Below are 21,617 nucleotides of genomic sequence, written 5' to 3' on the forward strand. Positions count from 1 at the left end.
TCCTCAGAGGGACAGGTAGCCGGACTCGCGCAGCCCGGCGATAACGTCGTCCAACGCGTCGTCGATGGAGCGACCGGTGGTGTCGACGCGTACGTCGGCGTCGGCCGGCTCCTCATAGGGGGAGGAGATGCCGGTGAACTCGGGGATCTCGCCGCGTCGGGCCTTGGCGTAGAGGCCCTTGCGGTCGCGGCGTTCGCACTCCTCGAGCGGGGTGGCCACGTGCACCAGGAACATCGCGCCGCCGGCGTCGTCGACGTAGCGGCGTACGTCTTGGCGGGTGGCGTCGAAGGGGGCGATGGGGGAGCAGACGGCGAGGCCGCCGTGGCGGGAGATCTCGGCGGCGACCCAGCCGATGCGGCGGATGTTGGTCTCGCGGTCCTCCTTGGAGAAGGTCAGACCTGCCGACAGGTTGCGGCGCACGACGTCGCCGTCGAGCGAGGTGACCGTGCGTGCACCCTGCTCGAGGATCCGGTCCATCAGGGCGCGGGCGAGTGTTGACTTGCCCGAGCCCGACAGGCCGGTGAAGAAGATGACCAGCCCCTGCTCCTCGGGTGCCGGCCGGTCGCTGTCGACCACCGCAGCGATGTCGTCTGGGTAGTCGTCGGGGTCGTCGTTGGACGTGGGTGCGGCCAGTGCGTGCACCGGGTCGCCCCCTGCGTACGCCTCGACGACGGCTACGCCGAGCGCATGGTCGGCCTCGGGGTCGTCGTGGGCGGCCAGCGGCACCGCCACCACGGCGGCATCAGGCAGCTGACCTGCGGCGATGGTGGTCGCGCGCAGGAGCGCGACCGTGGTGAGCGACGGGGTGCCGTGACCGACCAGAGCGAGCAGCAGCACCGGCCCGAGGGCCCCGATCTCCTCGATCTCCGTCGTGGTGAGGGCGTCGGTGACCGGCACGACCGTGCGCCCGGCGTACGCCTCTCGGGTCTGCTCCGGGGTCAGATAGAGCCGCCGGAAAGGACCGTAGGCGGGGGAGGAGAGCCCGGTGACCTCGCCGGCGGGCCAGCTGACGCGGGCCAGCGGAAGCCCCTCGGGATCGACGATCTCCACCGCGCCGTCGCGGACCGCGCTCTCCTCGACCGCGGCGGGCAGGTCGAGCCGCAGCGGCGACCCGGGAGCGTTGAGCGGACCCGGGAGGGCGCCGGAGACGATCAGCTCGATGTCGTCGAGCTCGCGCGGCGTGGGAGAGAGCTGCTGGGGCACAAGATCACCTGGTGGGTTCGGTTGAGATGGCGAGTCGGCGCACCCCGTCGCCAGGGTGCGCCGACTCAGTGCTGGCTGAACGCTTCTCGTCAGTCGTTGATCATGCCCGCGCCGACGGTGACGCCGGTCGCCTCGTCGATGAGGATGAAGGAGCCGGTGGTGCGGTTCTTCGAGTAGGGGTCGCACTGCAGCGGCTTGGTGGTGCGCAGCTGCACGCGGCCGATCTCGTTGAGGCCGAGCTCCTTGGTCTCCAGATCGCGGTGCAACGAGTTGACGTCGAGCCGGTACTGGATGTCCTTGACCAGGGCACGCGCCGAGTTAGAGGTGTGCTTGATGGCCAGCTTCTGCCGCGGACGCAGCGGAGCGGAGGTCATCCAGCAGATCATCGCGTCGATGTCCTGCGTCGACTCCGGCGTGTTCTTCGTGCGCGCGATCATGTCACCGCGGGAGACGTCGACGTCGTCCTCGAGGCGCACGGTCACCGACATCGGCGGGTAGGCCTCGGCGATCTCCTTGTCGAACAGGTCGATCCCGGCGATCTTGCTCGTCATCCCGCTGGGGAGCACGATGACCTCGTCGCCCGGCTTCATCACGCCGCCGGCCAGCTGCCCCGCGTAGCCGCGGTAGTCGTGGTGCTCGTCCGACTTGGGGCGCACGACGTACTGAACCGGGAAGCGCACGTCGACCAGGTCGCGGTCGGAGGCGACGTGGACGTGCTCGAGGTGGTGGATCAGCGTCGGACCGGAATACCAGTCCATGCTCTCCGAGCGGGACACGACGTTGTCGCCCTGGAGCGCCGAGATCGGGATGACCTCGAGGTCAGGGATGTTGAGCTTGGTCGCGAAGGCGCTGAACTCGGCGGAGATCTTGTCGTAGACCTCCTTGGAGTAGTCGACGAGGTCCATCTTGTTGATGCACAGCACCAGGTGGGGCACCCGCAGCAGCGAGAGCAGCACCGCGTGACGACGCGACTGCTCGGTGAGCCCGTGACGCGCGTCGACCAGCACCAGGCCGAGGTCGGCGGTGGAGGCGCCGGTGAACATGTTGCGCGTGTACTGCACGTGGCCGGGGGTGTCGGCGATGATGAACTTGCGCTTGGGCGTCGCGAAGTAGCGGTAGGCCACGTCGATGGTGATGCCCTGCTCGCGCTCGGAGCGGAGACCGTCGGTCAGCAGCGAGAGGTCGACGTAACCGTGACCCTTGTCCTGCGAGGTGCGCTCGACCGACTCCATCTGGTCGGTGAAGATCGACTTCGAGTCGAAGAGCAGACGCCCGATGAGCGTGGACTTGCCGTCGTCGACCGAACCGGCGGTCGCGAACCGGAGGAGGTCCATCTTTCCTGCGGGGGTGGCCATCAGAAGTAGCCCTCCTTCTTGCGGTCTTCCATGGCTGCCTCGGAGAACCGGTCGTCGCCACGGGTGGCGCCGCGCTCGGTGACGCGCGCCGAGGCGACCTCGTCGATGATCTGCTCGATGGTCGACGCAGTGCTCTCGACACAGCCGGTCATGGTCATGTCTCCGCAGGTGCGGTAGCGGACGGTGCGCTCGGTGACGACCTCGCCCTCGCGCAGCGGGTTGTGCGGGGTCTCGGTGAGCAGCATGCCGTCGCGCTCGAAGACGCGACGCTTGTGGGCGAAGTAGACCGAGGGGATCTCGATGCCCTCGCGGCCGATGTAGTCCCAGATGTCGAGCTCGGTCCAGTTGGAGATCGGGAAGACCCGCATGTGCTCGCCCTCGTGGAGGCGGCCGTTGTAGAGCGACCAGAGCTCGGGACGCTGGTTCTTCGGGTCCCACTGACCGAACTCGTCGCGGTGGGAGTAGACGCGCTCCTTGGCGCGGGCCTTCTCCTCGTCGCGGCGACCACCGCCGAAGGCGGCGGTGAAGCCGTTCTCCTCGATGGCGTTGAGCAGCGTCGGCGTCTGCAGCCGGTTGCGCGAGGTCTTGCCGTCCTCGACGACGATGCCGCGCGCGATGGCGTCATCGATGCTCGCGATCACCAGGCGTACGCCCAGGCGGCTGACCCAGCGGTCGCGCGTCTCGGCGACCTCGGGGAAGTCGAGCCCGTTGTCGATCTGGAGCACCGGGAACGGGATCTTGGCCGGGAAGAAGGCCTTCTCCGCCAGGCGCAGCATCACGATGCTGTCCTTGCCGCCCGAGAACATCAGGACGGGCTTCTCGAACTCTGCCGCGGCCTCGCGGAAGATGTGGATCGACTCGGCTTCCAGCTGGTCGAGCTGGCTGAGCCGGTAGTCGGCGTGTGTAGCAGTCATTACGAAACCAGAGGACCTCTCCGTCAGGTTGAGGCGCCCATGCTAGTGGCGGCTTCCACGGCACGGCGAAATGTCCCAGCCCCCGCCTGGGCAGGATTCGAGTGTACGCAGCAGCCGACACCTCGCCGGTACCGCCACTCGCACGGTGAGATGGGGCTCGAGCATCGCTCTCCGCCAGACGCCGCCGGCCTTGGAATCGAGACTCACCACAGATGACTGTGGTGCACGTCGGCACCGATGCTCTCCGCGGTGCGGAGCAGATCCGGGACGGTCTCGAGGAGGTCGCGTACGTCCGGGCGGCCGTCGGAACGGCTCGATACGTTGACCGCGCCGACGACCTGGCCGGTGCGGTCTCGCACCGGCGCGGCGACCGCGCTGAGCCCGGCCTCGAGCTCATCGGCCACGTGGCACCAGCCGCGTTCGCGCGTCGCCGCCAGCTCGGCGCGGAGCTCGTCGGCGGTGCGCGGCGTGCGACCGGGGTTGTCGAGAAAGGTGGCCGAGCCGAGGAAGCCTGCCAGCTCTGCCTCGGGGAGCCACGCCAGCTGGACGCGGCCGATCGCCAGATGGTGGGCGGGCAGGCGCGTTCCGACGTGGACCGAGATCGACATCAGCCGCGGCGCGCCGACGCGGACCAGATAGACCGCCTCGGCGCCGTCGCGCGTCGCCATCGAGACCGTCCGGCCCAGCTCGGAGGAGAGGCTCGCGCAGTGTGGCTCGGCGACCTCGGCGAGGCTCAGACGGGACTGCTGTGCGTATCCGAGGTCGAGCAGTCGCGGGGTCAGCCGGTAGAGATGGCCGTCGAAGGTCACCAGCCCCGCCTCGATGAGGGTCAGCAGCAGGCGACGTACGGCGGAGCGGCTGATCCCGGCGCGTTCTGCGGCCTGGTCCAGGCTCAGCGCCGGGTGTCCGGCGTCGAAGGTGCGCACCACGGCCAGCCCGCGCGCGAGGGACTGGACGACATCACGGTCAGAGGACTCCGCCGTTCCCCGAACCGCAACATGTTCCGCCATGCGTACCACTGTACTTCTCGGGGCCGGACGTTCGGTGCGTACCGGAGGAATGTCGTGACGCGCTCTTGACGTCGATGTGACGTGCGTGACACCGTGACCAACGACAAGAGCGCACAACTGTACGCATAGCGGAATGAGAGCGAATGCCGGCCACCACACACGACGACGTCGCCACCGAGCGACGCGGCGAGGTCGCGCTCTGGGCCGGGCTTGCGCTCTGTATGGCCGTCGGCCCGCTGATGCTCTATACGCTCACCGCCGTCTCGCCGCTGATCATCGAAGACCTCGGCCTGAGCCCGGCGCAGTACGGCGCGATCGCGGCCATCACCTTCATCTCCGCGGCTCTCGGCGCGCTCCTGCTCGCGGCCCCGAGCAGCCGCTATGGCGCTCGCGCCGTCATGGTCGCCGTCTCGATCGGGGCCGGCGCCGGTCTGGCGCTGCTCGCCGTCGCCGACTCCTACCCCGTGATCCTGGCCGCCGCGCTGGTCAGCGGTCTGGCGCAGGCGCTCTCCAACCCGGCCACCAACCGCATCGTCGCCGGTCTCCCCGCCGATCGCCGGGGCGCTCTGATCGGCTGGAAACAGTCGGGGGTCCAGATGGCGCAGCTGGCTGCCGGGCTCGCCGCTCCGGCGATCGCGCTGCTCGTGGGCTGGCGCTGGGCCGCGGTGGCCGGCCTCTTGGTCGCGGTTGCCGGTGTCGTCAGTGCCCTGCGGATCCGGCCGCACGCGCCTGCCCCGGCCGACGGCGCCGGCTCGGCGGAACGGCCCCAGGCGTCGGTGAGCACGCTGACGGCGTACACGTTCTTCATGGGGTTCGGTCTGCAGGCGACCAACGCCTACCTCCCGCTCTTCGCCCACCGCCGCCTCGCCTTCGACATCGGCACCGCCGGTCTCACCGCGGCCGTCGTCGGTTGCGTCGGGCTGGCCAGCCGGATCTGGTGGGCGCGTACGTCGGACCGCGTCGGCCTCCGCTCGACCACCTTGCTCACCCTCGCCGCCGGATCCGCGCTCGGTGTGGTCCTCTGCGTGCTGGCGATGTGGCTCGGCGGCTGGCTGGTCTGGCTCGGCGCGGGCGTCTTCGGTGCCGCCGCGCTCGCCTCCAACGCCGTGACCATGGTGGCCCTCGTGCGCAGCGTGCCGGCCGCCTCGCTCGGCTCGGCCACCGGCCTGCTCGTCACCGGCATGTACGCCGGTTTTGCGACCGGTCCGCTCGGGTTCGGCCTGGTTCTCGACCATGGTGCCGGCTTCGGCATCGCGTGGTTGCTCCCGCTGTGCGCCTTCGGTGTCGCTGCGCTGATCGGCCTTCGCTCTGCTCTCACCCGTCCCGTACGCATCTCCTGAAAGGCACGCACCATGCTCACCCGCGAACAGAACGACCTCCTCACCAAGACGGGTCCCGGAACCTCGATGGGTGATCTGTTCCGCCGCTACTGGATCCCCGCGCTGCACGCCGAGGAGATCGAGGGCGCGGACAGCGACCCGGTGCGGATCAAGCTGCTCGGGGAGGAGCTCATCGCCTTCCGTGACAGCGAGGGCCGCATCGGCATCCTCGACGAGTTCTGCGCACACCGCACGGCCTCGCTCTTCTTCGGGCGCAACGAGGAGTGCGGCCTGCGCTGCGCCTACCACGGCTGGAAGTACGACGTCGACGGCAACTGCGTGGACATGCCCTCCGAACCCGAGGGCACCAAGATGCGGGAGAAGATCAAGTTGCGGGCCTACCCGGCCGTCGAGGCGGGTGGGGTCATCTGGATCTACATGGGCCCCGCGGACAAGAAGCCACCGCTGCCGGAGCTGGAATGGATCGGTCTTCGTCCGGAGCAGCGCTTCATCTCCAAGCGGCGCCAGTTCAGCAACTACCTGCAGGCCATGGAGGGTGGCATCGACTCAAGCCACGTCTCCTTCGCGCACCGGTTCAACCTCGATGACGACCCGCTGCACTCGGGCACCGAGGGCAACAAATACCTCAAGGCGGACACCAGGCCGAGGTTCGAGGTCTCCGAGTCCGACGGCGGCCTGCTGATCGGCGCCCGACGCAACGCGGACGAGAAGAACTACTACTGGCGCATCACCCAGTGGATGATGCCGTGGTACACGATCATCCCGCCGTTCGGCACCCACAACCCGCTCGGCGGCCACGCCTGGGTGCCGATCGACGACGAGACCTGCTGGGCCTGGAGCTGGAACTACCACCCCACCCAGGACTTCGGTGAACGCGAGCTCGACGCCCTCCAGGGCGGCGACGGCATCCACGTCAAGTACAAGCCCGGCACCTACGATCCGATCGCCGAGCGGTCCAACGACTACCTGATGGACCGTGGCGCCCAGCGGCGCAAGGAGTCCTTCTCCGGCATCGCAGGCATCGCGGCACAGGACTTCTCCCTGCAGGAGTCGATGGGCCAGATCTGCGACCGCACCAAGGAGCGTCTCGGCACCAGCGACGCCGCCATCATCCTGGCTCGCCGCCGTCTGCTGGCTGCTCTCGAGGACGTCGACTCCGACGACCTGCCCGGTCTCGACCCGGCGCACACCAATGTCCGCTCGACCTCGGTGCTGCTGCCGAAGGAGGTGCCCTTCGAGGAGGGTGCTGCCGAAGCGATCCAGGTCCGGCCGGGCGAGAACTTCGTCTCCATCTGAGCCACCAGGGAGCTCTCATGCACAAGTCATTGCTGCGTACGCGGTTGGCGAGCGCTGTGGCGCTGGGCCTCGCCGCGGCGTCGCTCGCCGGATGCACGGCCAGCGAGTCGGCAGGCGCAACGTCCTGTGAGGGGGCCAGCGTGGAGGCGGGGATCACCAACAGCCTCTCCGACTCGCTGCTCTACATCGCCAAGGACCGCGGCTACTTCGAGGCAGAAGGTCTCGACGTACGCCTCCGTCCGTTCAAGTCCGCCGGCGAGATGATCCCGTATCTCGCCGCCGGTCACCTCGCTGTCGGCGCCGGCGCGCCCTCGGCCGGCTTCTACAACGGGATCGCCCGGGACATCGACATCAAGATCGTCGCTGACAAGGGAAAGCTGGTCACCGACTACGACTACATGCCGCTGCTGGTCCGCAAGGAGCTGGTCGACTCCGGCAAGGTCAAGACCGTCGCTGATCTGAAGGGCCTCAAGGTCGCCGAGCCCGCGCCGGGCACCGCCACCACCTCCACCGCGGCAGCACTGCTGGAGGCTGCCGGGCTGACCTACGACGACATCCGGCACACCTACATCGGGTTCCCCGATCATGTTGCCGCTCTGCAGAACGGCTCTGTGGACGCCGCGCTCACCACCGAGCCGGCTGCCACCAAGGCGCTCGCGAGCGGCGCGGTGGTCAAGCTCGCCGACTCCACCGAGGTCTACAACAACCAACAGCTCGCCGTCCTGCTCTACAGCGGCGACTTCCCCAAGGAGCAGGGCGCCGCGGCGCAGTGCTTCATGGACGCCTACACCCGTGCCGCCAAGGACTACAACGCCGCCGTGGACGGGGGCGAGTGGACCGGCCCAGGGGCCGACGAGATCGCCGACATCATCGCGACGAACGTCGACACCGACTCGGAGGCCATCAAGAAGACCGTCCCCAGCTTCGTCGACGCGGGTGCCGCCCTCAACGTCGCGAGCCTCGAGCGCGACTACGGCGTCTTCGTCAAGCAGGGCCTCTACCAGGGCCAGTCAGAGATCAACTTCGACTCGCTGGTCGACACCAGCTTCGTCGACAAGGCGACGCAGTCCGCGTCGGAGGGATGAGTGAGATGACGAACATCGCAGAGGTGACGGCGCCGCCGGCCGCCGTCACGGCCACCCAGGTCAAGAGACGTCTGACGCCGAGCCGCACCGCGCTGCGTACGGTCTCTGTCCTGAGCCCGGTGCTCCTGCTCGTCGGTTGGGAGATCCTCTCCCGAGCAGGAGTCCTGGACGAGCGCTTCTTCCCGGCCCCGACCCTGATCTTCCAGGCCCTGTGGGACGAAGCGACCACCGGTGCGCTCTGGGAGCAGTCCCGGCACAGTCTCAGCCGGCTGGTGGTCGGGTTCTTGATCGGTGCCGTCCCGGCCGTCGTGCTCGGCGTGGCGATGGGCCTGTCGAAGATGGTCAACGCTGCCTTGCGCCCGATCGTCTCGGCGCTCTATCCCGTGCCCAAGAGCGCGGTGCTGCCGCTCTTCCTGCTCTTCTTCGGCCTCGGCGAGGACACCATCTGGTATTTCGTCGCGATGGGCGTCTTCTTCCCGGTCGTGATCAACACGTTCACCGGGGTGGCCAACGTCTCCGGGATCTACTACGACGTCGCAGAGAACTTTGGCGCCAAGCGGGCGCGGGTCTTCTGGACGGTGGCGCTGCCCGGTGCGATGCCCAACATCATCACCGGCCTCGAGCTCGGTGCGGGGATGGGGCTGATCATGCTCGCCATCGCCGAGATGATGGGCGGTCAGGGCAACGGCTGGGGCTTCATGGTCTGGAACTCCTTCCAGCTGTTCACGATCGAGTCGATGTACGCCTACCTGCTGGTCTTCGCCATCGTCGGTCTCCTGCTCGCCCTGATCGTCGGGTTCGTGGGCCGTCGGCTCACCCCGTGGATCACTCGTCACTGACGCCACGACCCAACCGAGAAGGGATTCACCATGTCCAACACGATTGCCTCCACGAGCACGACCGCGTCGGCGACCGACGAACCCAAGATCAAGATCCGTGGCCTCGACAAGCGGTTCGACGTCTCGGGTGGCCATGTCGTCACCGCGTTGGAGAGCTTCGACCTCGATGTCCCCCAGGGACAGTTCCTGACCATCGTCGGCCCCTCCGGTTGCGGCAAGACGACCCTGCTGCGCATGCTCGCAGGTCTGGAGGCGGCGACCAGCGGCACCATCGAGGTCAACGGCGGCACCGCCGGGCGCCCCGAGAACTCGATGGTGTTCCAGGGCGACTCGATCTTCCCGTGGATGAGTGTGTGGGACAACGCGGCCTACGGCCTCGCGGTTCGGGGCGCCTCCAGGTCCGAGATCAAGGACACCGTCGGGCACTACCTGGACGCCACCGGCCTGACCAAGTTCGCCGATGCCTACCCGCACCAGCTCTCGGGAGGCATGCGGCAGCGCGTCTCGATCGCCCGCGCCTTCGCCAACGACCCCGAGATCCTGCTGATGGACGAGCCGTTCTCGGCGCTCGACGAGCAGAACAAGACACTGCTCCAGGCCGAGCTGCTGCGAATCTGGGACGAGTCCCGCAAGACCGTCGTCTTCATCACCCACTCGGTCGACGAGGCGGTCACGCTGAGCGACCGGATCATGGTGATGAGTGCCCAGCCCGGCACCGCCAAGGCCTTCATCGACGTACCGTTCGAGCGACCGCGTGACGTGCTCGAGCTGCGCCATCGCCCGGAGTACGGCGCCATCGTCTACGACATCTGGCAGCAGCTGCGTGAAGAGGTCGAGCGCGCCAAGCAGCAGGCCGAGGCCAAGAAAGCCCCCACGAGGCGGGGGTTGTTCCGACGATGAGCACGATCCGGGTGCGTGGCGCCGTCAGCGACGGCCGCGGTGGAACGGCCGTCCGGGAGCTCGGGCTACCGGACGACGTCAGCCGTCTGAAGATCGAGTCCTCGGCGGTGTGCGGGACCGACGTGACGCTCCACGCGGGCGGGCTCGAGAAGCCTGCCATCCTCGGGCACCACGTCATCGGCCGGGTCGACCATCTGACCGAGTCCGACGCCGAGTCTCTCGGCGTCGCGGTCGGCACCCGGGTCGCCGTGGAGGAGTACGTAGGCTGCGGTGAGTGTGCGGAGTGCCGTGCTGGCCGCTACCGGCTGTGCCCCTCGGTCGACCTGTGGACCGGCGGCGAGCGGGTCGGGATGATCCCCGCCACCCGCGCCTCGGGCCTGCACGGTGGCAACGCCGAATACCTGGAGCTGACCTCGCGGCACGTGCTGCACGCCCTGCCCGAGCACCTCAGTGTCGAGATGGCCGCGTGGACCCTTCCCCTGGCCAACGCCGTCGACTGGACGCTGGAGGCAGGACAGGTGGGTCCCGGCAAGAACGTGGTCGTCATCGGGCCCGGCTACCACGGCATCTCGTGCGTGGCCGCTGCTCTGGCAGGTGGGGCGGAGTCCGTGACCGTCCTGGGTCGGCGGAGCAGCGCTGCCCGGCTCGACATGGCGGCACGGATGGGTGCGCACACCGAGCTGAGCGACGATGGCGTCGTCGGGCGGGTGCTCGACAGGTCCGGTCCTGTCGACGCTGTCATCGACACCATCGGGTCACCGCAGACCTCGGCGGCGGCGGTTCAGCTTCTGAGCCGCTTCGGTGTGCTGGTGCTGGCCGGGTTGGCTGGCGGTGGCCCCACGCTCGACTCGACCGCGATCGTACGCAACATGCTGACCGTGCGAGGCGTCCGCGGACGATCCCCGGAGTCCGTCGCCCGAGCCATCGCGCTGCTTGATGCCGGCTCGACCCGGCTGGATGGCGTACCGACCTTTGCGGTTCCGCTCGAGGAGGTCGGCGACGCGTTGCACGCCATGGGCTCCGGGACCGGCCCCGCCACACCGCATGTCGTGATCGACCCCTGGCAGCTGCTCGCGGTCGACGAGAACGATCGTTCATCTTTGGAGGCAACCCGATGAATCCACTTCGCCGTTCCTACGAAGCACGTGTGCTGATGGTCCCGCTGGGCGCCGGCAACGCGGCGCTCGCCGATCAGCTCGTCGGCCTCGGGGTCGACGGCGTACGCGTGTTGACCGGGGCTGACCTGGTCGACGCGACGACGAAGCCGCTCGGGGAGAGCGCCTGGGAGCCGCCGTCACCGGCGAGCACCGGCCAGGTCACCGAGGCGGCCGACATGGTGGTCCTGGTGGCCACCGACCTCGCCGACGCGCCGGTCGACACCGTGCGCGAGGTCTGCGAGGCGGCAAGGGCCGGTGGTGACCTGATCGCCGCGGTGCTGGTGGCGCCTCAGAACTGGGATACACCCGCGGGCGCCGCGGCCATGGTCACCCTCCGCCAGGAGGTCGACATGCTGGTCACCGTACGCGGCCCGAAGCTGCTGGCGGCGCTGCTCGACGTGCTGCGGGGCGGTCCCCGTGCCGAGATCGACCCGCAGCTGGTGGCAGAGGTGGCGCGATGACCGGCGAGGAGCAGGACTTCTTCGAGGTCACGGTCCGCCAGGCTCGGCTCGAGGCCGACGGCGTGATCTCGTTGGAGCTGGTTCCGGACAGCGGGCTGCTCCCGGCGTACGAGCCGGGCTCCCACCTCGACATCGAGCTGCCCTCCGGCGTGGTGCGCCAATACAGCCTGTGCAGCCCGCCGGCCGATCTGAGCTTCTATCGGATCGCCGTTCTGCGTGAGCCCGAGGGACGTGGCGGTTCCGCGGAGATCCACGAGACGATGCTCGTCGGCAAGCGGCTACGGATCCGGGGGCCGCGCAACCACTTCCAGCTCGAGCCGTCACCCCGCTACCTGTTCATCGCCGGGGGCATCGGCATCACCCCGATGCTGGCGATGGTGATCCGGGCGGAGCGCGAGAAGTCGCCCTACGAGGTCGTCTACGTCGGCCGCCACCTGGAGTCGATGGCGTTCCGCGACAAGCTGGCCACCGGCCCGCACGTCAAGGTGCTGGTGAGCTCGGCAACCGGTCGCCCTGACCTGGACGAGCTCGTCGGCTCGGTCACCGACGACACCCTCGTCTATGCCTGCGGGCCGGACGCGATGCTCAAGGATCTGGAGGCGGCCTGCGAACGAGCCGGCCGTGCCGGCCAGCTGCGTACGGAGCGGTTCGCCTCGGACGGCGCGGCCGCGGCCGAGTCGGCGAGCGGGGGAGCATTCGAGGTGGAGCTGCGCAGGTCGGGCACGGTGCTCACCGTCGGAGCCGATCAGGGCCTGCTCGAGGTGATCGAACCTCACTGCGACGTGATGACCTCGTGCGAGGACGGCTATTGCGGCACTTGCGAGACCGCTGTGCTCGAGGGCACGCCCGAGCATCACGACACGATCCTCAACGAGAGGGAGCGGGAGGCCGGGAAGACGATGATGGTCTGCGTGGGCCGGTCCAAAGGCCCCCGTCTGGTGCTCGACCTCTGACCCCTGGGGTCTCAGCCGGCGCTGAGCTGTGGCGCCGCCGCCAGGTCGGCCTCGATCGCCCGTGTCGTGACGAGCAGCTCTGGGAGGACGTCGTCGCGGAGCTGTTGCACGCTGGTGCGGGTGACGTGCACGGCGACGTTGACCGCCGCGACGGTGTGGCCGTCCGGGCCGCGCACGGGTGCCGCGAGCGAGCGCAGCGCCGGGTCGAGCTCTTGGTCGGTGATCGCATAGCCGTCCGCGCGAGCCCGAGCGACCAGGCGCGCCACCTCCGCGGGCGAGGTGCGGGTGTGGCCGGTGATCGGCTCGCCGTGCAGACCGTCGAGGAACCGCTGCAGGTCCTGCTCGCCCAGGTCGGCGAGCAGGACGCGACCGCTGGACATCGCGAAGGCAGGTAGCCGGGTGCCGACGGCGATGTTGACCGTCATCATCCGTGAGGCCTTCACGCGATCGACGTAGACGACCGAGTCGCCGTCGAGGACCGTGAGCGAGCAGGTGTCGTGCACCCGCGCGGCGAGGGCGGCCAGGTGTGGGTGAGCGACCTCGGGGAGCCCCAGCCCGGCGAGGTAGAGGTCGCCGAGCTCCATCACCTTGGGGCGCAGCCAGTAGGTCGGGCCGTCGGTCGCGACGTATCCGAGCTTCTCGAGCGTCAGCAGCAACCTGCGGGCGGTCGCCCGGGTCGTGTCGGCCAGCCGTGCCACTTCCGCCAGGGATACCGGATGGTCCGCGCGGCTCAGGATCCCGAGGACGTCGAGGCCGCGCAGCAGGGAGGTGACGGTCTCGCTGCTTGCCGGCGTCGAGGTCATGCGTCGACTCTACTCAACGCCCGCGCCACGTCGTGGCGCCCGAGACAACGGCGCGAGGACGCAGCGATCGCCCGCCAGCAGGAGCGCGCGCCCGGGCAGGTCGTGATGCTCGACGGTGGAGCCCAGCCCGAGCCGTAGGAACAGATCTCGTACGCGGCCGGGGTCGATGTCGTCTGCCGGGCGAAGTCCCAGCGCCTGCCGGATCGTCTCGGCATGGATCCGTTGGCCGCCGAGCCGGTCCCACCGCTCGGCGACGAGGGCCGACTGCCCGCCGAAGGTGACCAGCTCGGTGCGGGTCGCGGGGATCCCGCGGGAGCGGGCGTGGTCGAGGTCCGCGATGCGTGCAGCGCCCTCCTCGGGCGTCGTGGGTCGCAGGATGTGGGTCGAGGGGTGCTCGTAGGTCGGCCAGAGCCACTTGCCAGATGCCCGCCGCAGCGCGAACTTCCCGTGGTGACCGCCCAGCGAGAACCTCGGCCGCGCGCGCTGGTCGAGCCACGAGGTGGGCTGGTTGCGCAGCGCCGCGAGCCGGGTCGCGATCTCGTGCAGGGGAGCCTCGACGGGCTGCGGCGCGCGTCGCCACGGCAGGTCGGGGTCGGGGGAGAGCGAGATCGCTCCGGCGAGGTCGTCGCCGTAGGAGGCGAGCAGCGTCATCGGCTCGGTGTCGGGCAGGCCTCGCTCGCGCGCCCATCGGCGGCGTACGTCCTCCCGGGCGGGCAGCAGGTTGTCGAGCCATGCCCGGGCGGCTGCCGGGGTCACCGGCTGGCCGGAGCGGGGCAGCGAGAGGGAGATCGGGGTGGGGCCGGCGCTGTCGTCGTAGGCGAACGCGATCCGCGGCCCGGCGTGGCGGAAGATCCCGATACGGCGGCGGCCGGCGAAGGCGTACAGCTCCGCCATCAGCCGGTGCAGTGCGCGAGCACGGCGTCGAGGTCGACGTCCTCCAGGTGCGGGGCGATGGCGGTGAGCTGGGCGGGCGCGAGGTAGACGTCGAGCACCTCCAGCAGCGCGAGCGCCTTGCCGAGCTCGGCGCGCGGATGGCCCGCCTCGACGTCGACGACGAAGCGCCGGCCGACGCCGGCGCTCTGCGCGAGATCGCCCTGGGTCAGGCCGGCACGTTGCCTGGCGGAGCGTACGGCGGCGCCGAAGGCGGCCGGGGAGGTCAGGTAGGGCGACGGCACGGTGAACAGTCTATCGCGGTGTTCCCGTACGGGAACACCGTCGGGCGATGGTGCTGTCACCGCGCTCAAACCGCTGCTTACAGTGCCGAACATGAAGATCACCGTTGTCGGCGTGGGCTACGTCGGGATGTCGCTCGCGGTCCTGCTCGCCCAGAAGCACGAGGTCGTCGTCCTCGACATCTCCCAGGAGCGCGTCGACCTGGTCAACAACGCCACGAGCCCGATCGAGGATGCCGACATCGCCGCCTTCCTGGCGACCAAGGACCTCGGCCTGCGCGCCACCCTCGACAAGGAGGACGCCTACGCCGGCGCCACCTACGTCATCGTCGCGACGCCGACCAACTACGACGAGGCCTCGAACTACTTCGACACCTCCAGCGTCGACGGTGTGATCGCCGACGCCACGAGCCATGCGCCGGACGCGACGGTCGTGGTGAAGTCGACCATCCCGGTCGGATACATCACCGCCAAGCGCGAGGAGCACCCCGAGACGACGCTCATCTTCAGCCCCGAGTTCCTGCGCGAGGGCCGGGCGCTCCACGACAACCTGCACCCCTCCCGCATCGTCGTCGGCGACGACTCTCCGGCAGCGAAGGGCTTTGCCGAGCTGCTGCTCGAGGGCTCTCTGGAGTCCAACGTGCCGGTGCTGATGACCGGGGCCACCGAGGCCGAGGCGATCAAGCTGTTCGCCAACACCTACCTCGCGCTGCGGGTCGCCTACTTCAACGAGCTCGACACCTACGCCGCGACCCACGGCCTCAACACCACCCAGATCATCGAGGGCGTCGGGCTCGACAGCCGGATCGGCACCCACTACAACAATCCGAGCTTCGGCTACGGCGGCTACTGCCTGCCCAAGGACACTCGGCAGCTGCAGGCCAACTACCAAGACGTGCCGCAGAACCTCATCTCGGCGATCGTCGAGGCCAACACCACGCGCAAGGACTTCGTCGCCACCGACATCCTGCGCCGCGAGCCCAAGGTGGTCGGCGTCTACCGCCTGATCATGAAGTCGGGGTCCGACAACTTCCGTGAGTCGTCGATCCAGGGTGTGATGAAGCGGATCAAGGCCAAGGGCGTCGAGGTGGTCATCTACGAGCCCGAGCTCGACGAGGCGACCTTCTTCAACTCCGAGATCATCAACGACCTCGAGGAGTTCAAGAAGCGCGCCGACGTGATCATCGCCAACCGGCGCACCGACGTGCTCGCCGACGTCGCCGACAAGGTCTACACCCGCGACATCTACGGGCGAGACTGACCCGCGACGTACGCCCGTGGGCGACCAGCGGGTCGCAGGCCGATGAACTTCGGCCCGCAGCCGAGAGTGCGCTGATGCGTACAGTTATGGTCGCGTCTTCTGTTCAGCGTCTAGGAATGAGGCAACATCATGGGTGACTCCGAGACCCGCCCCTGGGGTTCGTGGCACGTCATCGACATCGGTCCGGGCTACAAGGTCAAGCGGATCGAGGTGCTGCCGGGCAGCCGCCTCTCCTACCAGACCCACGACCACCGCTCCGAGCACTGGGTGGTCATCTACGGCAAGGCGACCTGCGTCATCGACGGCGTCACCACCGTCGCCGGCCCAGGTGAGTCGGTCGACGTCGCCGTCGGCCAGGCCCACCGCATCTGCAACGAGACCGACGAGCCGCTCTCCATCATCGAGGTGCAGCGCGGCGGCTACACCGGCGAGGACGACATCGTCCGGCTCGAGGACGACTTCGGTCGCGCTGAGCAGAAGGCGGCCACGGCAGAGGCGTGAGCGAGCCTCAGGCCAGCAGCCCGAGCAGATACTTCCCGTAGCCGCTCTTCAGCAGCGGTTGGGCGAGCTCGGAGAGCTGCTCGTCGGAGAGCCAGCCCTGACGCCAGGCGACCTCCTCGGGGGAGCCGACCTTGGTGCCTTGGCGGTGCTCGATGGCGCGGATGAAGTTGGCGGCCTCGTTGAGGTCTTCGAGGGTGCCGGTGTCGAGCCAGGCGGTGCCGCGCGGCAGCACCTCGACCTGGAGCGTGCCGGCCTCGAGATAGATGCGGTTGAGGTCGGTGATCTCGAGCTCTCCGCGCGCGGAGGGCCGCAGGTTGCGGGCATGCTCGATCACCGAGCTGTCGTAGAAGTAGAGGCCGGGCACGGCGTACGGGCTCTTCGGCTTGTCGGGCTTCTCCTCGAGCGAGATCGCCGTGAACGACTCGTCGAACTCGACGACGCCGTAGGCCCGCGGGTCGGCGACGCGGTAGCCGAAGACGGCGCCGCCGGTGATCGTCTTGAAGCGGGCCAGCTGGGTGCCGAGGCCGGGGCCGTAGAAGATGTTGTCGCCCAGGACCAGCCCGACACCGTCTTCGGACTCGTCGAGGAAGCCGACGTCGGCGCCGATCGTGAAGGCCTGGGCGAGGCCGTCGGGGGAGGGCTGCTCGGCGTAGCTGATGTTGACGCCGAGATGGCTGCCGTCGCCCAGGAGCCGGTGGAACCCGGTGGCCTCGTGGGGCGTCGTGATCACCAGGATGTCGCGGATGCCGGCGAGCATCAGGGTGGTCAGCGGGTAGTAGATCATCGGCTTGTCGTAGATCGGCATCAGCTGCTTGCTGATCGCCAGCGTGATCGGGTGCAGACGTGAGCCGGTGCCCCCGGCAAGGATGATGCCCTTCATGGTTCGTCGATCCTACGGATGTTCATCCGACGTTCCGTGGAACCCGCCGAGGCCCGGGGCTCAAGGCGCGGTTAATTCTGCCTACGATGAGCCGGTGGATTCGATTCTTGTGACCGGTGGGGCCGGGTTCATCGGCTCCAACTTCGTGCACCACCTCGTGGCCAACACCGATGCGTACGTCACGGTGCTCGACAAGCTGACCTATGCCTCTTCCGAGGCGGCGATCGCGGGGCTCCCGGAGGATCGGGTCAGGCTCGTCGTCGGGGACGTCTCCGACGCCGCGGTCGTCGAGCCGCTGGTGGCGGAGTCGGACGCCGTGGTGCACTACGCGGCCGAGTCGCACAACGACAACTCGCTCTCCGACCCCGCGCCGTTCGTGCAGACCAACATCGTCGGCACCTTTGTGCTGCTCGAGGCGGTCCGTCGCCATGATGTGCGGTTCCACCACGTCTCCACCGACGAGGTCTACGGCGACCTCGACCTGGATGACCTCAAGCGCTTCACCGAGGACACGCCCTATCAGCCGTCATCGCCCTACTCGGCGACCAAGGCGGGCTCCGACCACCTGGTGCGCGCCTGGGTGCGCTCCTTCGGGGTGCGCGCGACGATCTCCAACTGCTCCAACAACTACGGCCCGTGGCAGCACGTCGAGAAGTTCATCCCGCGCCAGATCACCGAGGTGATCGAGGGCCGCCGGCCGCGCGTCTACGGCGACGGGCTCAACGTGCGCGACTGGATCCACACCGAGGACCACTCCTCCGCGGTCCGGACGATCCTGGAGAAGGGGCGCATCGGGGAGACCTACCTGATCGGCGCCGACGGCGAGAAGTCCAACGTCGACGTGGTCCGCGCGATCCTGCGCCGCTTCGGGCGTCCCGAAGAAGACATCGAGTGGGTCACCGACCGCGCCGGCCACGATCGTCGCTACGCCATCGAGTCGGGCAAGCTGCGCACCGAGCTGGGGTGGTCGCCGGCCTACGAGGACTTCGACAAGGGCCTGGCCGCGACGATCGCCTGGTATCAGGACAACGAGGCCTGGTGGTCGCCGCTCAAGCACGAGACCGAAGCCAAGTACGCCGCGAAGGGGCAGTGACTGTGCCCGATCTGACCCTCGAGGAGACCCCGATCCCGGGTCTGCTGGTTACCCACCTGACCGTGCACGGCGACGCCCGCGGCTGGTTCAAGGAGAACTGGCAGCGCGCGAAGATGACCGAGCTCGGGCTGCCCGACTTCGGGCCGGTGCAGAACAACATGTCCTTCAACGCCGCCCGCGGAGCCACCCGGGGCATCCACGCCGAGCCGTGGGACAAGTTCGTCTCCGTCGCGTTCGGGCGGGTCTTCGCGGCGTGGGTCGACCTGCGCGAGGGCGACTCCTTCGGGGCGACCTTCTCGATCGAGATCGGCCCCGATGTCGCGGTCTTCGTGCCGCGAGGTGTCGGCAACTCCTACCAGGCGCTGGAGGATGACACCGTCTACTCCTACCTGGTCAACGACCACTGGCGGCCTGGCATCGCCTACCCGGCGGTCAACCTCGCCGACGAGACGGCCGCGTTCGCGTGGCCGATCCCGCTGGAGTCCGCGGAGATCTCCGAGAAGGACCTCGCGAACCCGCGCCTGGCCGACGTCACCCCGATGAAGCCGAAGAAGACGCTGATCATCGGCGCCAACGGCCAGCTCGGCCGGGCGCTCGCGGAGGTCTTCCCCGACGCCGACGCGGTCGACCTCGACGAGCTCGACATCTCCGACGAGAAGGCGGTCGAGGCCTGGCCGTGGGCCGACTACCAGCTCATCCTCAACGCCGCCGCCTACACCGCAGTCGATCTCGCCGAGACCGACGACGGTCGGCGCACCGCCTGGGCGGCCAACGCGACCGCCCCGGCGCGGCTCGCCCGGGTGGCGACCGAGCACCGGCTCACCCTCGTGCACTACTCGACGGAGTATGTCTTCGACGGCACCGCGACCGAGCACACCGAGGACGAGCCGATCTCGCCCCTCGGCGTCTACGCGCAGTCCAAGGCGGCCGGCGACATCGCCGCCGCCGGCACCGCTCGCCACTACATCCTGCGCACCTCCTGGGTCGTCGGCGACGGGAAGAACTTCGTGGCGACGATGAAGGGCCTTGCCGAGAAGGGCGTCTCGCCCACCGTGGTCGACGACCAGATCGGCCGGCTCACCTTCACCGACACCCTCGCCGCGGCCACCGCTCACCTGCTGCGGTCGGAGGCGGCGTACGGGATCTACAACTGCACCAACGCCGGAGAACCGTGCTCGTGGCGCGACATCGCCGCCGAGGTCTACGCGCTCAGCGGCCGCGAGCCGGGCGACGTCGGTGCCACCTCCACCGAGGCCTACTTCGCCGGCAAGGAAGGCGTCGCGCCGCGTCCCCTCAACTCGGTGATGGTGCTCGACAAGCTCACCGCCACCGGCTTCGAGCCCGAGGACCACCTCGAGGCGCTGCGCCGCTATCTGACGCCCTGAGCGCCGAGTCGGCTCGTTCTGACCGATATCCGCGTCGAGTCGGCTCGTTAGAACGAGCCGACTCGACGGGTCATTTGTTCGTACGGTCGGGGAGGCGCCAGGCTGCGGCGTTGTTGTCGAACGCGGGCAGGCCACGGGTCTGGCGCAGGAAGCCCCAGGCCAGCGGGCCGAGGAGGAGCATCGCGCCGCCGAGGAGGAGCAGCAGGTCGCCGTCGGCGCCGAGCATCTTGGCGCCCGAGAGGGTCAGCATGATGACGATGCCGCGGCGGATGACCGACTGGGAGACCCAGCGCGCCATCCGGGAGCCGAGGAAGGTGCCGGGGGTGCCGCCGAGGATGAGCGGGATCAGCACCGCCCACTCGACGCCGTGGTTGAGCACCTGCCCGATCGCGGCAGCGAGCACCAGCGGCACCGCCTGCACCAGGTCGGTGCCGACCAGCTTGACCGCCGACAGCGTCGGGTAGACCAGCAGCAGCGCGATCATGATGACCGACCCGGAGCCGACCGAGGTGACGCCCACCAGCAGGCCGCCGACGGCGCCGATGAAGATGGTGAGCAGCGGCTTCAGGTCAGGTGCGTCCTGGGGAGCCTCGTTGCCCTGGGTGACCAGCCGCAGCTGGAGATACATGCGGAACATGTAGGACGCGGCCGCGAACAGCAGCGCGCCGCCGAGGATCAGCTTGAGGAAGTGGTCGGTGTCGCCGGGCGCGAGCCGATGGACGAACGTGCCGAGGAAGGCACACGGCACCGATCCGATGATCAGGTAGGTCGCCAGCCGGAGGTTGGGGGAGCCGTGGCGCCAGTGCACCGCTGCGCCGACCGACTTGTTCACCGAGGCGGCGACCAGGTCGTTGGCCACCGCGGTCGTCGGTGGCACGCCGAGGAAGATCAGCGCGGGAGTCATCAGCGCGCCGCCGCCCATACCGGTCAGGCCGACAACGATGCCGATCCCGAAGCTGACCACGAGCACGCCGAGCGCGTCTTGGGTGAGGAGGTCGCCGAACACGATGCAACTCTCACATAGTCTCCACACCATGCCCGCACCTGTTCCCTTCGTCGAGATCGTCCGCTCCGGCTTCGTCGAGGGGCACCATCACGGATCGGTGGTCTCGTTGAGCCCCGACGGCACGGTCGGATGGTCTCTCGGCGACATCGAGGCGGCGATCCTGCCGCGCTCGGCGACCAAGCCGGTCCAGGCTCTCGCGATGGTGAGCCTCGGCCTCGATCTCCCCGCTGACCTGCTCGCTCTCGCCTGCGCCTCCCACTCCGGTGAGGCCTTCCACCAAGAGGGCGTACGCCGCCTCCTCTCGATCGCCGGGCTCGATGAGTCCGCGCTGGGCAATATCGTGGACCACCCGTTCGGCGTCGGGGCGCGTGAGGAGGCGCTGCGTCGCGGGCAGCCGAAGACCCGACTGGCGATGAACTGCTCCGGCAAGCACGCCGCGATGCTGGCGACCTGCGTCGCCGCCGGCTGGCCGCTCGAGGGCTATCTCGACCCCGCGCACCCGCTGCAGCAGAGCATCCAGGAGACCTTCGAGGCGTACACCGGCGAGGCTGCGTACGTCACCGTCGACGGCTGCGGTGCGCCGGCTCTGTCCACGTCGCTGACCGGCCTGGCCCGGGCCTTCGCGTCGATCGCCTCGGCGGTCGACGGCCCGGCCGCGAAGGTCGCCGCGGCGATGCGTACGCACCCGGAGCATGTCTCGGGCACGACCCGTGACGAGCTCGCACTGCATCGGGCCGTACCCGGTCTGATCGGCAAGCTCGGTGCCGAGGCGGTCTACGCCGTCGCGCTTCCCGACGGCCGGGCCTGGGCGCTGAAGACCGACGACGGTGGCGACCGGGCGCGCCCGGTCGTGATGGCGGCCGCGCTGTTGCGCGACGGCGTCGGTGACCTGGACGGCGTCGACGCCGAGGCGCTGCGAGCGACGGGTGACGCGGCGATCCTCGGCGGCGGGCATCGGGTGGGGGAGCTGCGCGCACTGCTGTGATCGCCGGAGTGTTTCGGG

At 69.1% G+C, this 21,617-nt stretch carries 22 protein-coding genes; 13 read left to right on the forward strand and 9 right to left on the reverse strand.

Going from position 1 to position 21,617, the window contains the following annotated elements; all coding sequences use genetic code 11:
• Window positions 1–3 precede the first annotated feature (3 nt).
• The 4 genes from cysC to FB381_RS04095 all read right to left on the reverse strand — a co-directional run bounded on the left by cysC (window position 4) and on the right by FB381_RS04095 (window position 4,482).
• Window positions 4–1,203, reverse strand: a complete 1,200-nt coding sequence (gene cysC / locus FB381_RS04080) for an adenylyl-sulfate kinase (RefSeq protein WP_141779099.1) — start codon at window positions 1,201–1,203, stop codon at window positions 4–6.
• A gap of 89 nt (window positions 1,204–1,292) precedes the next feature.
• The gene (locus tag FB381_RS04085) at window positions 1,293–2,558 is read right to left on the reverse strand and encodes a sulfate adenylyltransferase subunit 1 (RefSeq protein ID WP_246087952.1); all 1,266 of its coding nucleotides are present in this window, start codon (window positions 2,556–2,558) and stop codon (window positions 1,293–1,295) included.
• Window positions 2,558–3,472, reverse strand: coding sequence for a sulfate adenylyltransferase subunit CysD (cysD, locus tag FB381_RS04090; protein ID WP_141779100.1), 915 nt, complete (start codon window positions 3,470–3,472; stop codon window positions 2,558–2,560). Before cysD ends, FB381_RS04085 begins: the two co-directional genes overlap by 1 nt.
• A gap of 203 nt (window positions 3,473–3,675) precedes the next feature.
• Window positions 3,676–4,482, reverse strand: a complete 807-nt coding sequence (locus tag FB381_RS04095) for an IclR family transcriptional regulator domain-containing protein (RefSeq protein ID WP_141779101.1) — start codon at window positions 4,480–4,482, stop codon at window positions 3,676–3,678.
• A 143-nt stretch (window positions 4,483–4,625) separates the two neighbouring features.
• Here FB381_RS04095 and FB381_RS04100 point away from each other — a divergent pair, with 143 nt between their 5' ends.
• The 8 genes from FB381_RS04100 to FB381_RS04135 are packed head-to-tail and all read left to right on the forward strand — an operon-like array spanning window position 4,626 to window position 12,513.
• Window positions 4,626–5,822 (forward strand): MFS transporter, encoded by a 1,197-nt coding sequence (locus tag FB381_RS04100; protein ID WP_141779102.1) that lies wholly within the window; start codon window positions 4,626–4,628, stop codon window positions 5,820–5,822.
• Window positions 5,823–5,834: 12 nt separating this feature from the next.
• Window positions 5,835–7,118, forward strand: a complete 1,284-nt coding sequence (locus tag FB381_RS04105) for an aromatic ring-hydroxylating dioxygenase subunit alpha (protein WP_141779103.1) — start codon at window positions 5,835–5,837, stop codon at window positions 7,116–7,118.
• Window positions 7,119–7,135: 17 nt separating this feature from the next.
• Entirely contained in the window at window positions 7,136–8,203 is a 1,068-nt protein-coding gene (locus tag FB381_RS04110; protein ID WP_141779104.1) for an ABC transporter substrate-binding protein, read from the forward strand.
• A gap of 5 nt (window positions 8,204–8,208) precedes the next feature.
• Window positions 8,209–9,042 (forward strand): ABC transporter permease, encoded by an 834-nt coding sequence (locus tag FB381_RS04115; RefSeq protein WP_170225045.1) that lies wholly within the window; start codon window positions 8,209–8,211, stop codon window positions 9,040–9,042.
• A gap of 30 nt (window positions 9,043–9,072) precedes the next feature.
• Window positions 9,073–9,942 carry an ABC transporter ATP-binding protein gene (locus tag FB381_RS04120; RefSeq protein WP_141779106.1) on the forward strand — a complete coding sequence of 290 codons (870 nt, stop codon included), beginning with the start codon at window positions 9,073–9,075 and terminating at the stop codon, window positions 9,940–9,942.
• The gene (locus tag FB381_RS04125) at window positions 9,939–11,060 is read left to right on the forward strand and encodes a zinc-dependent alcohol dehydrogenase (RefSeq protein ID WP_141779107.1); all 1,122 of its coding nucleotides are present in this window, start codon (window positions 9,939–9,941) and stop codon (window positions 11,058–11,060) included. Before FB381_RS04120 ends, FB381_RS04125 begins: the two co-directional genes overlap by 4 nt.
• Complete coding sequence (locus FB381_RS04130) at window positions 11,057–11,560, forward strand: hypothetical protein (RefSeq protein WP_141779108.1); 504 nt, start codon at window positions 11,057–11,059, stop codon at window positions 11,558–11,560. The genes FB381_RS04125 and FB381_RS04130 overlap by 4 nt, the downstream gene beginning before the upstream one ends.
• Window positions 11,557–12,513 carry a PDR/VanB family oxidoreductase gene (locus FB381_RS04135; protein ID WP_141779109.1) on the forward strand — a complete coding sequence of 319 codons (957 nt, stop codon included), beginning with the start codon at window positions 11,557–11,559 and terminating at the stop codon, window positions 12,511–12,513. The genes FB381_RS04130 and FB381_RS04135 overlap by 4 nt, the downstream gene beginning before the upstream one ends.
• Window positions 12,514–12,524: 11 nt before the next feature.
• On the opposite strand, the gene FB381_RS04140 is transcribed toward FB381_RS04135, so the two are convergent.
• The 3 genes from FB381_RS04140 to FB381_RS04150 are packed head-to-tail and all read right to left on the reverse strand — an operon-like array spanning window position 12,525 to window position 14,491.
• On the reverse strand, window positions 12,525–13,316 hold the full coding sequence (locus FB381_RS04140) for an IclR family transcriptional regulator domain-containing protein (RefSeq protein WP_141779110.1): 792 nt from the start codon (window positions 13,314–13,316) through the stop codon (window positions 12,525–12,527).
• Between the two features lie 9 nt (window positions 13,317–13,325).
• Window positions 13,326–14,210 (reverse strand): HipA N-terminal domain-containing protein, encoded by an 885-nt coding sequence (locus tag FB381_RS04145; protein ID WP_141779111.1) that lies wholly within the window; start codon window positions 14,208–14,210, stop codon window positions 13,326–13,328.
• Window positions 14,210–14,491 (reverse strand): helix-turn-helix transcriptional regulator, encoded by a 282-nt coding sequence (locus FB381_RS04150; RefSeq protein ID WP_211352322.1) that lies wholly within the window; start codon window positions 14,489–14,491, stop codon window positions 14,210–14,212. Before FB381_RS04150 ends, FB381_RS04145 begins: the two co-directional genes overlap by 1 nt.
• A 91-nt stretch (window positions 14,492–14,582) precedes the next feature.
• On the opposite strand from FB381_RS04150, the gene FB381_RS04155 reads away from it, so the two are divergent.
• Window positions 14,583–15,749 carry a nucleotide sugar dehydrogenase gene (locus FB381_RS04155; protein ID WP_141779113.1) on the forward strand — a complete coding sequence of 389 codons (1,167 nt, stop codon included), beginning with the start codon at window positions 14,583–14,585 and terminating at the stop codon, window positions 15,747–15,749.
• Window positions 15,750–15,878: 129 nt separating this feature from the next.
• Window positions 15,879–16,250: a phosphomannose isomerase type II C-terminal cupin domain gene (locus FB381_RS04160; protein ID WP_246087953.1), complete on the forward strand. Its 372-nt coding sequence runs from the start codon at window positions 15,879–15,881 to the stop codon at window positions 16,248–16,250.
• Window positions 16,251–16,257: 7 nt separating this feature from the next.
• Here the strand turns inward: FB381_RS04160 and rfbA are convergent, their stop codons facing one another.
• Window positions 16,258–17,130, reverse strand: a complete 873-nt coding sequence (gene rfbA, locus FB381_RS04165) for a glucose-1-phosphate thymidylyltransferase RfbA (protein ID WP_141779115.1) — start codon at window positions 17,128–17,130, stop codon at window positions 16,258–16,260.
• Window positions 17,131–17,224: 94 nt separating this feature from the next.
• Between rfbA and rfbB the strand changes: the two genes are divergently transcribed.
• A complete protein-coding gene (gene rfbB / locus FB381_RS04170; RefSeq protein WP_141779116.1) occupies window positions 17,225–18,223 on the forward strand; it encodes a dTDP-glucose 4,6-dehydratase in 999 nt (332 codons plus the stop codon).
• A gap of 2 nt (window positions 18,224–18,225) precedes the next feature.
• Window positions 18,226–19,608 carry a sugar nucleotide-binding protein gene (locus FB381_RS04175; RefSeq protein ID WP_141779117.1) on the forward strand — a complete coding sequence of 461 codons (1,383 nt, stop codon included), beginning with the start codon at window positions 18,226–18,228 and terminating at the stop codon, window positions 19,606–19,608.
• Window positions 19,609–19,678: 70 nt separating this feature from the next.
• Here FB381_RS04175 and FB381_RS04180 read toward each other — a convergent pair whose 3' ends face one another.
• Window positions 19,679–20,614: a sulfite exporter TauE/SafE family protein gene (locus FB381_RS04180; protein WP_141779118.1), complete on the reverse strand. Its 936-nt coding sequence runs from the start codon at window positions 20,612–20,614 to the stop codon at window positions 19,679–19,681.
• Between the two features lie 28 nt (window positions 20,615–20,642).
• On the opposite strand from FB381_RS04180, the gene FB381_RS04185 reads away from it, so the two are divergent.
• Window positions 20,643–21,599 carry an asparaginase gene (locus FB381_RS04185; RefSeq protein ID WP_141779119.1) on the forward strand — a complete coding sequence of 319 codons (957 nt, stop codon included), beginning with the start codon at window positions 20,643–20,645 and terminating at the stop codon, window positions 21,597–21,599.
• Window positions 21,600–21,617 lie beyond the last annotated feature (18 nt).

Source organism: Nocardioides albertanoniae (assembly GCF_006716315.1).
GTDB lineage: Bacteria > Actinomycetota > Actinomycetes > Propionibacteriales > Nocardioidaceae > Nocardioides > Nocardioides albertanoniae.